The sequence below is a fragment of the Janthinobacterium sp. AD80 genome (genome assembly GCF_002878455.1).
Lineage (GTDB): Bacteria > Pseudomonadota > Gammaproteobacteria > Burkholderiales > Burkholderiaceae_D > Janthinobacterium.
Map to the genome: position 1 here is coordinate 1 of NZ_NRDQ01000007.1, position 14,699 is coordinate 14,699.

Below are 14,699 nucleotides of genomic sequence, written 5' to 3' on the forward strand. Positions count from 1 at the left end.
GCTGGCGCCGGCCTGGAGCCTGGACATGTCCGGCAGCGAGGCGCAAACATTTACGGATTCGCCCGAAGACCGGGCCGGCTTGCAATTGTTGCTCAGCATCGTCTTGCCGGCCATGGAGCGCTATCCGGCCGGGGTCTTCGCGCCGGACGGGCTGCGTCATGTGGTGGCCGTCATGGCGATCACGGGCACGCGCGGGCGGCCAGCGCGCACGGCGGCGGCGCGGATGGCCTCGGTGGCGGCCAGGCCATCCATGCGCGGCATTTGCAAGTCCAGCAGCAGCAAGTCGAAATCCTGCCGTTGCGCCATCTGCAAGGCTTGCTCGCCGTCGCTGGCCGTCTCCACCGTATGGCCGCGCTTGCGCAACAGCAAACGCAGCAGCTCCAGGTTTTGCGGCACATCGTCGGCCGCCAGCACGCGCAGCGGCGGCAAGGCCACACTGCGGCGCTCGCTGGCGGGCAGCGCTCGCTGGCGCGCCGGCGCCAGCGGCAGCTGCACGTGGAACACGCTGCCGTGCGGCATGGCGGCGTCGGCCCAGATGTGGCCCCGCATCAGCGTCACCAGCTGCCGGCTGATGGTGGTGCCCAGGCCCGTGCCGCCATAGCGCCGCGTGGTCGAGGCATCGGCTTGCACGAAGGGATCAAAAATGGCTTCGCGGCGCTCGGGCGCGATGCCGATGCCGCTGTCTTGCACCAGCAGGTGCAGCTGGCCATCGTCGAGGCGCGCCGCCAGGCTGACACTGCCGCTGGCCGTGAACTTGATGGCGTTGTCGAGCAGATTGCCCAGCACTTGCCGCATGCGCAATTCGTCGCCATGCAGCAAGGCCGGCAGTTGCGGATCGTATTGCACGGCCATGTGCAAGCCCTTGGCGCGCGCATGGGTGCCATACGTGGAGGCCAGCTCGTCAACGAGGGCCAGCAGGCTGTAGTCGCGCAGCTCCAGCGCCACGCCGCCCTTTTCCAGCTTGGCCGTATCGAGCACTTCATTGAGCAGGCGCAGCAGGGAACGGCCGGACTGGCGCACCGTGTCCAGGTGGCGCCGCTGTTCCGGCGTCAGCGGCGAGTCCAGCAGCACATCCGTGAAGCCGAGGATGGAATTCATCGGCGTGCGGATTTCATGGCTCATGTTGGCGACAAAGCTGGCCCGCGTGGCGGCCGCCAGCTCCGCCTTTTCCTTGGCCATGCGCAAGTCTTCCTCCATCTGCCGCCGCTCGCTGATATCGAGGATGACGCCATCGACCCAGCGCACGGCACCGACGGGGTCGTGCACCACGGTGCCCCGCTCCCACAGCCAGCGCAGGCTGCCGTTGGCGTGCCGCAAGCGGTATTCGATCAGGTAGGGCTCGCCGCTGGCGACGCTGCGGTTGAAGACATCGGTGGCGTAGGCGCGGTCTTCCGGCGCGATCAGGCCCGTGATGCTCAGGCGGGGGGCGTCGCCCAGGAAGTCGGCGGGCGGATGGCCGGTGATGGCCTCCACGCCATCGCTGATGAACAGCATGGGCTGGTTCTCGGCCGTGGTGCAGCGGAAGGCGATGCCGGGAATATTGCCGATCAGCGAGCGCAATTGCTGCTCGCTTTCGCGCAGGGCGGCCAGCATGGCGCGCCGTTCGCTTACGTCCGTAATGAACAGCACGTACAGGTCCTGGTCGGCCAGGCGCGCGCTGGCCATCGAACGCTGCACGGCCACCGTGGCGCCATCCTTGCGCACGTAGAGGATTTCCTCGCTGCTGTGGAGCAGTTCGCTTTGCCCCGTGCGCAAGTGGTGCAGCAGGCCGTACTGTTCCGACTCGCGCACATCGCTGACCAGCACGCGGATGTGCTGGCCGATGATGTCCGCCTGCCGCCAGCCCAGGATGCGTTCGGCGGCGCCGTTGAAATCGACGATGTTGCCGCCCTTGTCGATGGTGATGACGCCATCGACGGTACTCGTCAGCAGCGAGCGCATCCAGTTTTCGCTCTGGATCAGGTGGCGGAACAGTTCGCGGTAGCGCAGCACGCCGACGGTGGAGGCGACGAGGATAGTCAGGGTGACCGTCAGCAGGCTCACGCTGACGGCCAGCATGGTCTTGTCCGTGTCCGCGTGATTGCCTGGGGGGATGATGCCGATGAAGCGGGCCGCATGCATGCCCATGTAATGCATGCCGGCAATCGCACAGCCCATGACGCAGGCGCTGATCAGGTTGCGCTGCGACGGCCCCAGGGCGCCGCTCCAGCCGCGCAGGCCGAAGCGTATCCACAGGGCCAGGGTGGCCAGCACCACTGCAACGAGCAGAGACAGGAAAAACAGCACCGGCTCGTAGCGCAGCGACAGGCCCGTGCGCATGGCGTGCATGCCCATGTAGTGCATGGCGCCGATGCCCAGGCCCACCACGATGCCGCCGCGCAGCAGCAGCGGCGCCGAGACGGCGCGCCGGCTGAGCGTGGCCAGGGCCACGAACGCGGCCGCCACGCTGGGCACGATAGACAGCAGGGTCAGTCCCGGCGCGTAATCGACGCTGGTGCCCAGGTCGAAGGCCAGCATGCCGATGAAATGCATGGCCCACACGCCGCAGCCCAGCGCCAGGCTGCCGGCCATCAGGCACAGCAGGTGCAACTGACGGCTGATGCTGGCCTGCGAGCGGCTGTAGACCGTCATCTGCAGTGCCATCCATGACGTGAAGATGGCGATCACGAGCGAGAGCAAGACCAGGCCCGGTTCATGCTGGCCATGGTGCAGCAGGGCCGGATCGGCGGGAATGCGGAACAGCTGGTGGACGCTGGCAGGTATCATCGTAAGCAAACAAATAGGGCGTCGTGGTGCTGGAAAACGGGTGCAGCAACGGTTGGGGCCAGCCACGACCCAGGGTGGCGCGCAGGTCGCCCGTGATCGCCCGTCCTTCGGCCGTGGGCGCAGGGGCAGCCGATGCGGATTACCTTACCAGATTTCCGGAAACAAATATCTTATTTGTAATGATATTTAGTGTCCTTTAATTGTCTTGCATGCATGAAACGCACGTGCGTGTTCCTTCTTCCCAAGGGAAATGGCGCTGCGGGCATGAGAGTTTCCAAGAGGAATGGTGTGGTTTTTTTGCAAACGGCGACACCTGTTCAGGCGCCATGCTACAGTCGCGGCCTGTTTTTCTGAAAGGATGCCGATGCCTTCCAACAGCAACTTCTTGCAGCATAATCAGCGCGCCTGGGATGCCCAGGCGGCGCAGAACAGCCCGTGGTCGCAGCCTGTCGACAGTGCCACCATCGCGGCGGCCCGCGCCGGGCAGTGGCAAATCCATTTGACGCCAGGGCCCTTGCCGGCCGGCTGGCTGGACCAGGTGCACGGCTTGCGCATCCTGTGCCTGGCGGGCGCCGGCGGCCAGCAGGCGCCCGTGCTGGCCGCGGCCGGCGCGCAGGTGACGGTGTTCGATTTATCCGCGCAGCAGTTGGCGAAAGACCGCATGGTGGCCGGGCGCGACGGCTTGCAGCTGGCCACCGTGCAGGACGACATGCGCGACCTGGCCTGCTTTGCCGACGCCAGTTTCGATGTCGTCGTCCACCCCGTGTCGAACCAGTACGTGCCCGACATCGCCCCCGTGTGGCGCGAATGTGCGCGCGTGCTGGCGGACGGCGGGGTGCTGCTGAGCAGTTTTTTCAACCCCGCCGTCTTCATCGGCGACCGCGATCCGCAGTGGGCGCGGCAAGGCTTGATACGTCCCCGCTTCGTGCTGCCGTATTCGGATGTGGAGGATATGCAACCGGATGCGCTGGCGGCGCGCATGGAAAGGGGAGAGGCGCTGATTTTCGGCCATGGCCTCGACAGCCAGATCGGCGGCCAGCTGGCGGCCGGCTTCGTGCTGGCGGGCTACCACGAGGAAATGCATCCCCATCCGCGCTTTGAGATTGAAAAATACCTGCCCAGCTTTATCGCCACGCGCGCCATCAGGCAGGCGCGCGCAGGGTAGGCGTTCAACGCCGGGCCGCACCGCGGCGGGTGGAAAGACGGTGCTGCGCCGCCGTTGGCGTGAAAATGCAACGCCAGAAGCGATGGGGACGCCGGCTCAGTGAGCATCGCGGGCCGCAATGACGGCGCGCGGCAGTTTTTGCGGGGTGGTCAGTTGTACGGCTGCAAATCGAGCCACACGGCATACGCCAGGCGCTTGCCGTTCCACAGCCCGCCGCCACGGATGACGGCATCGCACGAGGTCAGCTGGCCTGCCATGTCCATGCGGCCCAGGTTGCGGCGCAGGCGCAGTGCGTCGTTGTGCGACAGGTAGCCGACCAGCTGGCCATCGATGAAGACGGCGATGGCCTTGTCCTGGAAGGGGTTGGCATCGTCGCAGACGAGCAGGGCCAGGCATTTTTCTTCCGCGTTGCCGGGGCCATGCTCGCCGGCCAGCTTGGCGATGGCAGGCTGGTACATCGACTCGTTTTCCACTTCCGACGCGAAGCGCCCCTCATCGGTCCAGTGGTGCGCCGGTGCGCCGGGCGGGATTTCCGGCACGTACTGGCGTATCGACAACAGCGGCTTTTGCAGCGGCTGGACGGCCGTGCGGCCGCTGAAGACGTAATACAGCAGGGCGATGACGATCGCGATGGCAAGCACGTAAAGCATGGTATCTCTCTGATTTCTGGGAAGGGTGAGCCGGGGGCGGGAGCGACTGGCGCTGCGCTGCCGCTACTATAGCAAGTTCGCCGCCTGGCCCCGGGTAAATCTGCCCATCAGGCGGCGCCGGCGCCGCAGCGCGCGCGGGTCGTTCAGCACCAGCGGCGAGGCGCCCGTCAGGCCCGAATAATACTGGCCGTGCTGGCGCAGCGCGGTGGCGTAGTCGCGCACGGCATGCCCTTGCGCCAGCATGCGCGCGTCGGCATCGACTTCGATGGCAAAGCGCAGCCGGTGCAACTGCCACCACAGGGGTACATTCCACGGCATCAGCACGATCAGGGCATGCGCCAGGGCCAGCAGCTGCGGGTCGCGCGCGGCGAGCCGGCACTGTTCGTGCGCCAGCAGCAGCGCCTGCTGTTGCGGCGCAATCAGCGACAGCCACACGGGCATCACGATGCGCGGGCGCAGCCAGCCAGCCACGCAGGGGCCGATGCCGCCGCTCAAGTACACCTGTGTGCCCAGCAGCGTGGTCTTTTGCCAGCGGCGCTGGTGCGACAGCAGCCAGATGCCGCGCAGCACCAGCAGCATCAGCATGCCTGCCGACAGCATCAGCCAGCCCAGCTTCAGCTGCGCTTGCTCCGCCGGCAGGCTTGCCAGTACCGCGGGCAGCCAGGGCAGGGGCAGGACGACGGAGGCGGCCAGCGCCGCCAGCCATGGCCAGCGCGTGCGCTTGCCGCCATGGCGCCGTTGCAGCTGGCGCTCGGCCCGGCAGGCGCACGCCGACAGCAGCAGCGCCAGGGCCAGCGTGCCCGTCAGCCACATCAGCATCAGCGTGCCTTGCCGGCTGGAGCCAAGAGGCGGCAAGCCGGACGTGTATCTGTCGTGGGGAAAGTGATAGTCATCCGGTTCGCATGGTGGGAGTCAGGCCAGCCGCCAGTGTAGCGCCTGGCGTCATTTTCTTGCCGCACCGCCCAGCCGCCTGCATGATTTACCGGCAATGAATGCTAGTATCGACATTCTTTATTTTTTGTTATGGCCATGAAAAAAAAAATCCTCTTGTTGACCGTCTTGCTGGCGAGTGCCAGCGCGCAGGCGCAGCCTGCCAGCGTTGCTTTCGCGGGCCAGCCCGGTTGCCAGGTGGACCGGGCTGGCCAGCCGGCCGACGCCACGGTGGTCTGGAGCGGCGCCTGCAGCGATGGTTACGCGCAAGGCAGCGGCTATCTGCAATGGTCGCGCAATGGACGCGAGAGCGGGCGCTACGAAGGCAGCCTGGTGCGCGGCCAGATGGAGGGCGCCGGTGCCTGGCAGGCGGCAGATGGCGCCGTGTACCAGGGCGGCTTCCGGCAGGGGGCATGGCATGGCAAGGGCATCCACGTCGACAAGGATGGCAACAAGGTGCTGGCCACGTTTGTGGCCGGCCAGCCCGGCGGCGACGCCGAGCAGGTGATGGCGCTGGGCGACCGCTACAAGGGCGGCTTTGCCGATGGCAGGCGCAATGGCCAGGGCCGCATCGACTATGCGCGCGGCGGCAGCTACACGGGCGGCTGGAAGGACGATCTGTTCGAAGGCCAGGGCACGATACGCTACCCGAACGGGCGCCAGTACGAGGGTGTCTTCCATGCCGGCTTGCCGGCAGGCAGTACGCCTGTGGCGGCGCTGGAAAACCACACCTTCGTGCGCAAGGAGAGCGGCAGCAAGGGCGCGGGAGCGCTCAGCCTGGCGAGCGGTTCGCCCGCACCGTTCGATGCGCCGTATGGCGCCTTGAGCGGGGAACAGCAGCGCACGCTCAAAGGGCCTTACCGGATTTTGCTGGACGCCGATGAGCCGCCGTACCCCGCGCGTGGCCCGGGCGAGCTGGTGCGTGCCGTGCAGGACGTGGCGGGTGTCACGGGCAGCCGCGGCGAATTACACGTTGAAGTACAGCTCGACGCGGCTGGCACGCCGGTCGCCGTCCTGGTGCGCAGGGCGCCGGACAAGGACCTGGGCGAGCGCACGGCGCAGCTGATGATGCTGGCCAAGTACAAGCCGGCCCTGTGCGCCGGCGCGCCCTGCGCCATGGGCTATGCGCTCAAGCTGCGCTTCTGACTCGGGAAGGAGAAGCCGCTTCAGCGTACCAGCGCCATGCCGACGGAGGCGGGCGCCGTGTGCCTGAAGCCGAACTGCGCGTACAGGTCTTGCGCCTGGCCATCGGCGATCAGGCTGACATACGCGCTTGCGGGCACGTCCGTGTCGATGAAGCGCATGATTTCGCGCATGATCATCTTGCCCAGGCCCTGGCCCTGGTGGGCCGGCAGCACGGAGATGTCGACCACCTGGAAGAAGCAGCCGCCATCGCCGATGACGCGTCCCATGCCCACCACGTCGTCGCCATGCAGGATTTGCACGGCAAACAGCGAGTGCGGCAGACCCTTGGCCGCCGCCGCCGTGCTTTTCGGGCTCAGGCCGGCGGTAACGCGCAAGTGCTGGTAGGTGGCGATGCCGGGGATGGCCAGGCGGATGGTGTAGGGCGAAGCTGCGGACAAGGCGCTCTCCTGTAAAGATGGTTGAAATGGCCATTATAGGCGGGCGTGGCGGTGCACGCGGCGCGCTGTGCGGCACGCTTTATTCATCGCGCCCTATGTTGCCCGCGCCGCTTTTGCGCTATGGTGGCGCCATCCCTTGAATTGTTGAAAGCACGCCATGTCCGCAGGATTTACCGCCACCGAATTGTCCGTCCTCCATGAAGACGACGCCCTGATCACCACCCTGGCCGCACCGGCCGCCAACGGCGAGCCCGTCTACCTGATGCTGCAGCGCGCCGACGACTACGACGAGCAGGACGTGGCGCTGGGCATGGATGAACCGTACATTGAATACTGCGGCCAGGAATTTGCCTGGTACGGCCACATGCACGCCGTGATCCTGCATCCGAACCGTTTGTCCGTGCAGATGGATGCCGAGGCGGCCATGCAGATGGACGACGACGGCCAGATCGACGTGCGTTTCAACTTGACGTCGGAGCGCTACGCCCAGCTGCAGCAGGCGCTGCGCACCACCTTCGAGGGCTGCGACTACTACCGCGAAGAGCGCTGATGCTCGATCAGCCGCTGCAGCCTGTCTTGCACGGCCAGCAGGTCGATTTGCTGCCGCTGCCGGCGGGACACGCGCTTCTGGATGATCGTCAGGGCCAACCGCAAGATGGAAATCGGGCATGCCTGGCTGTAGACCCGTGCAGCGCCCGGGTGTGAACACGGTCGTGTCACTGCTGGCGCATGCTTTCGAAGCCGGCACGCAGCGCGGGGGCAATTGAGCACCGATGAATTAAACGCTCGGTCGTGTGCGGCCATTGTGCCTGTGGGCGCACAACGGGCGTACCATCGCCGACGGCCGCAAACGCCATTGCGCGCGTTTCAGCATGATCGACAGGGAGTGTGGAGCGCAGGCTGGGACGCTAACGGCGGCCGCATAAAAAAACCCGCCGGCATCGCATGATGGGCGGGTTTCAATGGGTACTGCCATGTTCTGTGGTGCCGGGAGCCGGAATCGAACCGGCACGCTGTTTCCAGCGCGGGATTTTGAGTCCCGTGCGTCTACCTATTCCGCCATCCCGGCAACGCGAGACGCATTATCACTGATTTATCGTGATCCGGCAAGTTTTTCGCTTTGCAAACGGTTTAGTGCATTTGTTAAAAGCTGGCGCCGCCTGCAAGAACGCCGTCCCGGGCAGGCACCGGGGACGGCGTTGTCAGTGCGCGGCGAGGCTAGCGTCAGTTATGCACGGAGACCAGCTGGCGCGCGATGATGTCGTGGTTCAGCCAGATGACGGGCGCTTTCGGTTCCGACATTTCGTGGAACATCAGCGGGCCCGTGCCTTCCAGAACCAGGGAGCTTAGGTGGTCGGTGATGAGTTCCTTGCGGTCCTTGTGCAGCTTGGTGATGTCGTCCGAGGTGCCGATCATGACTTCGGCCAGCTCCGGCGTGTTGTCCATCGGCCAGGCGTCAAAGTTGCGGAATTGCACGCTGGTCGTATCGCCATTGTAGGCGGCGATGCGGTCGAGCAAGTCCTGCAGCGAGACGCCGTCTTCCAGCAAGCCCTGGCAGATTTTCCACTGCTCTTCGGCCCAGGCGCCGCCGCCTTCTTTTTTCAGCGCGTCGAGCAGGGGGAACAGCGACAGTTCCACGCCGACAAAAATATCGGACGAGTTGGTGCGGATTTCCGGGCAGTTGAAGACGGTCGCCTTGATGCCTTTTTCCCACGCGGCCTTGGCCACGTTTTCCAGGCGCATCTTGGCCAGGCCTTGCGTGTAGTTGCTATACGTTTGCCACTGGTATTTGCCGTCGATGAGGATCTCGGTGCCGTGGTAGCCGTAGGCGCTGTAGCGCACCTGGCCGCCGGTTTTCTCGATGCGCGCGCGGATGGCGGCGCTGCCGTCGATCAGGTGCTGCAAGGTGTTGGCCGTGACTTCGTCGAAGTTCATCAGGATCAGCTTGCCCAGGTCGCTGTCGAGCAGGGCGCGCGAAGACATGAAGCGCTCGCCGCGGCCTTTGTAAATGCGGTTGGCGATGGCCAGGAAGACCTTGACCTTCGGAATGCCGCCGGCCATGGTGTGGGCGAAATACACATTGCTGCCGTCCGGAATCAGGGTGTCCAGTTCGGCCATGGCTTTCGCCACGGACGCGGTGAAACGGGCCACGCCCGCTTCGCGGCAGCGCTCGATCTGCGCCCAGTCCAGCTTGTCTTCCTGCCAGCTCTTCAGGGTCATGTCGGCCAGCAGGGCCGTTGGCGTCGGCTCGCCCGGTGGCGCGTCGAGGTCGAAACCGGCCATCAGCGGCACGTTGATGATGCGGCCGCCCAGGTTGGCTTCCGCTTCAGCCAGTTCTTCCGCGTTCAGCGGACGCAGCGCCATGTTTTCATCGCGGCGGCCGACCGTCATGCCGACGATATTCATGCCCGCCTTGCGCGCTTCGTCCAGCAAGCCATTCACATAGCCGCGGCCGAACAGCTCGCCGAACAGCACAAAGGTGTCGCCCTTGCGGAAGATATTTTTTTGCGGGATGTCTCTTAAGGACGTGATCTCGGTCATGGTATCAATTCATTCAAAAGTAGCCGGCGGACGATGGGCAGTCCGGCGTGCTGGTTCAACATAGTTGTAAATTATGCGCCATTCCAGTGGCGTTTATCCTCTTGCGAACGATTCTCGTCTGGAACGGCATCTTCTTCTTGGGTACAGCTCTTATTCTTTCGCCATGGCGTATTTTACGCTGCCGCGGCGCAGCGCGCCTGCAAACAGGGCCGGACACTGCCCGGCAGGCGCCGATATTACCTCAGCTTGGGCGCGCAGGTAAGCAGAATTGATTTAAAACAAATTTAAAACAGGTTCTGCTGGCCCGACACCAGGTGCGAAAAATCGTCGCCCAGGAAGGGCAGTATCGCGTCGGCCACCGGTTGCAGCTGGCGCGTCAGGTAGTGCTGGTAGTCGATGGGCGAGCGCTGCGTCTCCAGCGGCTCCGGCCCCGCCACCGTGATGACATAGCTGATCCAGCCGCCGTTCTGGTATTGCAGCGGCCGCCCTTGCGCCAGGTTGTAGGCGTCGGCCGTGCGCGCCGCGCGCACGTGCGGCGGCACGTTGCGCTGGTAGTCGTCGAGCGGACGGCGCAAGCGTTTGCGGTAGACGAGCAGGGCGTCGAACTCGCCGCGCACCGTGCGCGCCACGTAGTCGCGTACATACTCCTGGTAGGCCGTGCGCTGGAAGATGCGCCGGTATAGCTCCTGCTGGAATTGCTGCGCCAGCGGCGTCCAGTCGCTGCGCACCGTTTCCAGGCCCTTGTAGACCATCTCCTCGCTGCCGTCGGGCTTGCCCACCAGGCCCGCGTAGCGTTTCTTGCTGCCTTCTTCCGAGCCACGGATGGTGGGCATCAGGAAGCGCCGGTAATGCGTCTCGAACTCCAACTCCAGCGCGTTATCGAGGCCGAACTCCTCGCGCAAATGGCGTTCCCACCAGGCGTTCACGTGCGCCACCAGGGCGCGGCCGATCTTGCCCGCCGCCTCGTCCGTATGCGCCGTTTTCAGCCACACGAAGGTGGAATCCGTGTCGCCATAGATCACCTGGTAGCCCTGCTGCGTGATCAGTTCGCGCGTGCGGTGCATGATGTCGTGGCCGCGCAGGGTGATCGACGACGCCAGGCGTGGATCGAAGAAGCGGCAGCCGCTCGAGCCCAGCACGCCATAGAACGCGTTCATGATGATTTTTAAGGCTTGCGACAGCGGTGCGTTGCGTTCGCGCTTGGCTGCCTCGCGGCCCCGCCACACCTGTTCCACGATGGCCGGCAGGCAGTGTTTTACGCGCGAAAACTGCGCGCCCCGGTAGCCGGGCACGGTATCGGCTTCATCGCCGCTGGTGCCCACCACCAGGCCCACGGGGTCGATCAGGAAGGTGCGGATGATGGACGGGTACAGGCTTTTGTAGTCGAGCACCAGCACCGAGTCGTACAGGCCCGACTGCGAATCCATGACGAAGCCGCCGGGGCTGTTCTCGCCGGAGACATCGCCCAGGTTGGGCGCCACATAGCCTTGCCGGTGCATCAGCGGCAAATACAGATGCTCGAAGGCGGCCACGGAGCCGCCGCTGCGGTCGACCGCCAGGCCCGTCACGCTGGCCCGCTCCAGCAAAAACGTCAGCAACTCGGTTTTCGCAAAGATGCGCGTGACCAGTTCGCAATCCTTGAGGTTGTAGCGCGCCAGCGCCGGCTTGTCTTCGCGGAAACGGCGGTCGATCTCGGCCATGCGCTGGTAGGGATTGTCGATAGACTTGCCTTCGCCCAAGAGCGTCTGCGCCACGTTTTCCAGGCTGAACGAAGAAAAATTCCACGTCGCCGACTTCAGCGCTTCGATGCCGTCGATGATCAATCGCCCTGCGGCGGCGGCAAAATAATGCTCCTGCTTGCCGCCATGCTCGCGCCACTCCATGACGGCGCCGCCGCGTCCCAGGCGCAAGGGGACCTGGCAGCGTTCCGCATGTTGCCTCAGCACGCGCAAGTCGAACTGCACCAGGTTCCAGCCGATGATGGCGTCCGGATCGTGCGTTTCCAGCCACGTGTTCAGGCGTTCGAGAATCTGCGCGCGCGTGGCGCAGTATTCCAGGTCGAAGTCCAGCGGCTCGTCGCCGCCATTTTGCGGCCCCAGCATGTATACCTGGCGCTGGCCGCAGCCTTCCAGGGCCAGCGAATACAGCTCGCCATGCGCCGTCGTTTCGATATCGAGCGACACGAGTTTTAATGCGGGACGGTAGCCGGCTGCGGGTTTGAGGTGGACTTCCTCACCCGGGGCGGCGCCGTCAAACGCCACCGGCGCCGTAATAAAGCGTTCCATCAGGTAGCGTTCGGGCGGGCGGATATCGGCTTCGTACACATCGACGCCGTGCGCGCGCAACTGCTTTTCCAGCTTCAGCAAGTGCCGGTATTGCTTGCAATACAGGCCCAGCACGGGGCGGTGGTGGAAGTCGCTCAGGGACAAGGGGCGCAATTCGGCATGGCGCTCGCCGCGCAGCACGTGTTCCGCCTGCTCGCGCTGCTCCATGGGAATGAAGGCGACGGCCGTCTGCAGGGGCAGGCGCACATGGCGGGGCCCGGCATCCGTTGCCAGCCAGAAATCGACCTGCGTGCCATCGCGTGTGTCGCGCCAGTGGCGGGTCAGGATAAAGCCCTGTTGTGATGGATGCACCGTGCTGCCCTTGCTGATGAAAATGGAGTCCGCCATAGGGGGCGGTGCTGCATGGTAATGGAAATGCCCGCATTCGCCTATGCCGCCGCCCGCCATGCGGTGCGGCGCGACGTTGTCGGCCTCTAGTAGAATAAAACATCTCCCACCGCCGCACTGGCACGAGTTGCCGACATGAAATAATATGCTGCCAGTTACGCCCGCCCCACAGCCACTGAACCTGACGACTTGCGAACAGGAGCCGATCCGCATACCGGGCAGTATCCAGCCGCACGGGTTCCTGCTGGCCTTGCCGCAAGTGGGCCAGCGCGGCATTTTGCAGGCAAGCGCCAACCTGGCGCAGATGACGGGTGTATCCGCTGAGCACGCTTTGGGGCAGGACCTGCAGGCCATCCTGGGCGCGTCCGCCGGTATCCAGCTTGAAGCTGCGCTGGCCGCTGGCGCGCCGGGCGTGCAGCCGGCCTATCTGGGCACGGTGCAAATCGCCAATGGCCGCCACTTCGACGTGCTCGCGCATGTGTGTGACCAGTTGCTGCTGCTGGAGTTCGAGGCGGCCAGCCGCGCGGCCGCGCCCGATTTCCGCCAGCTGTATCCGAAGGTGGGCAACTTCCTCCTGACAATCAACGAGGTGCAGGACATCGCCGAGATGAGCGCGCTGGCCGCCCGGCAAATCCGCGAGGTGACGGGCTTTGGCCGCGTGATGGTGTACCAGTTCGACCGCGACGGCCACGGCCATGTCCTGGCGGAAGACCGGGCCGAGGGCTACGCTTCCTATCTGGGCCAGCGCTTTCCCGCCTCGGATATTCCGCGCCAGGCACGCGAGCTGTACATGCTCAACCGCATCCGCCTGATCGGCGACGCCAACTACACGCCGGCGCGCCTGGTGCCGGATATTAATCCCCTGACGGGCCAGCCGAACGACCTGTCGTTCGCCGCGCTGCGCAGCGTCTCGCCGATACACTTGCAGTACATGCGCAACATGGGCACCCTGGCGTCGATGTCCGTATCTCTGGTGGTCAAGGGGCAGCTGTGGGGCCTGATTTCATGCCACAACGAAACACCGATGCCGGTGGCCTTCGAGCAGCGCACCGTGTGCGAGCAGCTGGGGCAGATCCTGGCGCTGTGCATCGAGACGCGCACGGACGCGGGCGAACTGCAATTTCGCCTGGAAGTGCGCCGCACCATGGTCAGCATGCTGGCCGGGCTGGCGCAGAACGCCAACTTCGCCGATAACCTGAGCGGCGTGTTTCCCGAGCTGCTGCGCTTTGCGCGCGCCAGCGGCGCCGCCATCGTCATCGATGACCGCGTGCTGTGCTATGGCGACGCGCCTGCCGAACAGGAGATCCGCGCACTGGTGCAATGGCTGGGCGCGAGCGGCCAGGGCGAGGTGTACCACACCGACCAGCTGAGCCGCGACTATGCACCGGCCGCCGCCTATGCGCGCAATGCCAGCGGCCTGCTGTCGGTCTCGATCTCGCGCATCCATCCGCATTATTTGCTGTGGTTCCGTCACGAAGTCGTGCACACGATTGACTGGGCCGGCAAGCCGCAGGACAAGACGGGCGTGCAGCAGCTGACGCCGCGCCTGAGCTTTGGAGCCTGGCGCGAAACCATTCGGGGCAGCAGCCTGCCATGGCATGACGGTGAAATCGAGCTGGCGGTGGAGTTCCGCGGCGCCTTGCTGGGCATCGTCCTCGAGCGCGCCGAGCAGATGGCCGAGCTGGCCGAAGAGCTGGGCCGCGCCAACAAGGAGCTGGAGGCGTTTTCGTATTCCGTCTCGCACGACCTGCGCGCGCCGCTGCGCCATATCGTGGGCTTTTCCGATCTGCTGATGGAAACGGCGGGCGCGGAAGACCAGGAAAAGCGCCGCCGCTTCCTGAAAAATATCAAGGATTCGGCGCGCCTGGCGGGCAAGCTGGTGGACGATCTGCTGAGTTTTTCGCAGATGGGCCGCGCTTCCCTGCACCCGAGCCAGGTGAACATGACGGAGCTGGTGCGCGGCTGCATCCAGAAGCTGGCGCTCGACATCCATGGGCGCCAGGTGGAGTGGGATATCGGCGTCTTGCCGGCGGTGCGGGCCGATCCGACGTTCATCCAGCTGGCGCTGTACAACCTGCTGTCGAACGCCGTGAAATTCACCGGCCAGGAAGCGGTGGCGCGCATTGCCGTCACGGCCAGCGAGAGCGCGCAGGAAGTGGTATTTCACGTGGCTGACAATGGCGCCGGCTTCAACATGGAATATGTGCACAAGCTGTTCGGCGTCTTCCAGCGCCTGCACCGCATGGAGGATTTTCCCGGCACCGGCATTGGCCTGGCCAATGTGCGCCGCATCATCGAACGCCATGGCGGCAGGGTCTGGGCCGAGTCCGTGCCCGGTGCCGGTGCCACGTTCTCGTTCAGCATCCCCAAAGACATTGTTATGTAAGGAAAG

At 65.0% G+C, this 14,699-nt stretch carries 10 protein-coding genes and 1 tRNA gene; 4 read left to right on the top strand and 7 right to left on the bottom strand.

Going from position 1 to position 14,699, the window contains the following annotated elements:
- Positions 1-156: 156 nt before the first annotated feature.
- On the bottom strand, positions 157-2,766 hold the full coding sequence (locus JaAD80_RS01560; RefSeq protein WP_102292579.1) for an MHYT domain-containing protein: 2,610 nt from the start codon (positions 2,764-2,766) through the stop codon (positions 157-159).
- A gap of 364 nt (positions 2,767-3,130) precedes the next feature.
- Here JaAD80_RS01560 and JaAD80_RS01565 point away from each other — a divergent pair, with 364 nt between their 5' ends.
- The gene (locus tag JaAD80_RS01565; RefSeq protein ID WP_102292580.1) at positions 3,131-3,931 is read left to right on the top strand and encodes a class I SAM-dependent methyltransferase; all 801 of its coding nucleotides are present in this window, start codon (positions 3,131-3,133) and stop codon (positions 3,929-3,931) included.
- A gap of 149 nt (positions 3,932-4,080) precedes the next feature.
- Here the strand turns inward: JaAD80_RS01565 and JaAD80_RS01570 are convergent, their stop codons facing one another.
- The gene (locus JaAD80_RS01570; RefSeq protein ID WP_102292581.1) at positions 4,081-4,581 is read right to left on the bottom strand and encodes a hypothetical protein; all 501 of its coding nucleotides are present in this window, start codon (positions 4,579-4,581) and stop codon (positions 4,081-4,083) included.
- 66 nt (positions 4,582-4,647) lie between these two features.
- Positions 4,648-5,400, bottom strand: coding sequence for a M56 family metallopeptidase (locus JaAD80_RS01575; RefSeq protein WP_102292582.1), 753 nt, complete (start codon positions 5,398-5,400; stop codon positions 4,648-4,650).
- 210 nt (positions 5,401-5,610) lie between these two features.
- Between JaAD80_RS01575 and JaAD80_RS01580 the strand changes: the two genes are divergently transcribed.
- Complete coding sequence (locus tag JaAD80_RS01580) at positions 5,611-6,657, top strand: MORN repeat-containing protein (RefSeq protein ID WP_180979253.1); 1,047 nt, start codon at positions 5,611-5,613, stop codon at positions 6,655-6,657.
- A 20-nt stretch (positions 6,658-6,677) separates the two neighbouring features.
- On the opposite strand, the gene JaAD80_RS01585 is transcribed toward JaAD80_RS01580, so the two are convergent.
- Positions 6,678-7,094, bottom strand: a complete 417-nt coding sequence (locus JaAD80_RS01585) for a GNAT family N-acetyltransferase (RefSeq protein ID WP_102292584.1) — start codon at positions 7,092-7,094, stop codon at positions 6,678-6,680.
- 157 nt (positions 7,095-7,251) lie between these two features.
- Between JaAD80_RS01585 and JaAD80_RS01590 the strand changes: the two genes are divergently transcribed.
- The gene (locus JaAD80_RS01590; RefSeq protein ID WP_102292585.1) at positions 7,252-7,644 is read left to right on the top strand and encodes an Imm10 family immunity protein; all 393 of its coding nucleotides are present in this window, start codon (positions 7,252-7,254) and stop codon (positions 7,642-7,644) included.
- 432 nt (positions 7,645-8,076) lie between these two features.
- Here the strand turns inward: JaAD80_RS01590 and JaAD80_RS01595 are convergent.
- The 3 genes from JaAD80_RS01595 to JaAD80_RS01605 form a co-directional block, all read right to left on the bottom strand.
- Positions 8,077-8,163: transfer RNA gene (locus JaAD80_RS01595), tRNA-Leu, on the bottom strand.
- A gap of 155 nt (positions 8,164-8,318) precedes the next feature.
- Positions 8,319-9,635, bottom strand: coding sequence for a hypothetical protein (locus JaAD80_RS01600; RefSeq protein ID WP_102292586.1), 1,317 nt, complete (start codon positions 9,633-9,635; stop codon positions 8,319-8,321).
- 284 nt (positions 9,636-9,919) lie between these two features.
- The gene (locus JaAD80_RS01605; protein ID WP_102292587.1) at positions 9,920-12,307 is read right to left on the bottom strand and encodes a DNA polymerase II; all 2,388 of its coding nucleotides are present in this window, start codon (positions 12,305-12,307) and stop codon (positions 9,920-9,922) included.
- Positions 12,308-12,452: 145 nt separating this feature from the next.
- Between JaAD80_RS01605 and JaAD80_RS01610 the strand changes: the two genes are divergently transcribed.
- Positions 12,453-14,693, top strand: a complete 2,241-nt coding sequence (locus JaAD80_RS01610) for an ATP-binding protein (RefSeq protein ID WP_102292588.1) — start codon at positions 12,453-12,455, stop codon at positions 14,691-14,693.
- Positions 14,694-14,699 lie beyond the last annotated feature (6 nt).

What these genes read in the sequence shown, in the direction of transcription:
- JaAD80_RS01560 (WP_102292579.1), bottom strand. Translation starts at nt 2,766, where the DNA reads ATGATACCTGCCAGCGTCCACCAGCTGTTCCGCATTCCCGCCGATCCG.
- JaAD80_RS01565 (WP_102292580.1), top strand. Translation starts at nt 3,131, where the DNA reads ATGCCTTCCAACAGCAACTTCTTGCAGCATAATCAGCGCGCCTGGGAT.
- JaAD80_RS01570 (WP_102292581.1), bottom strand. Translation starts at nt 4,581, where the DNA reads ATGCTTTACGTGCTTGCCATCGCGATCGTCATCGCCCTGCTGTATTAC.
- JaAD80_RS01575 (WP_102292582.1), bottom strand. Translation starts at nt 5,400, where the DNA reads ATGCTGATGTGGCTGACGGGCACGCTGGCCCTGGCGCTGCTGCTGTCG.
- JaAD80_RS01580 (WP_180979253.1), top strand. Translation starts at nt 5,611, where the DNA reads ATGAAAAAAAAAATCCTCTTGTTGACCGTCTTGCTGGCGAGTGCCAGC.
- JaAD80_RS01590 (WP_102292585.1), top strand. Translation starts at nt 7,252, where the DNA reads ATGTCCGCAGGATTTACCGCCACCGAATTGTCCGTCCTCCATGAAGAC.
- JaAD80_RS01600 (WP_102292586.1), bottom strand. Translation starts at nt 9,635, where the DNA reads ATGACCGAGATCACGTCCTTAAGAGACATCCCGCAAAAAAATATCTTC.
- JaAD80_RS01605 (WP_102292587.1), bottom strand. Translation starts at nt 12,307, where the DNA reads ATGGCGGACTCCATTTTCATCAGCAAGGGCAGCACGGTGCATCCATCA.
- JaAD80_RS01610 (WP_102292588.1), top strand. Translation starts at nt 12,453, where the DNA reads ATGCTGCCAGTTACGCCCGCCCCACAGCCACTGAACCTGACGACTTGC.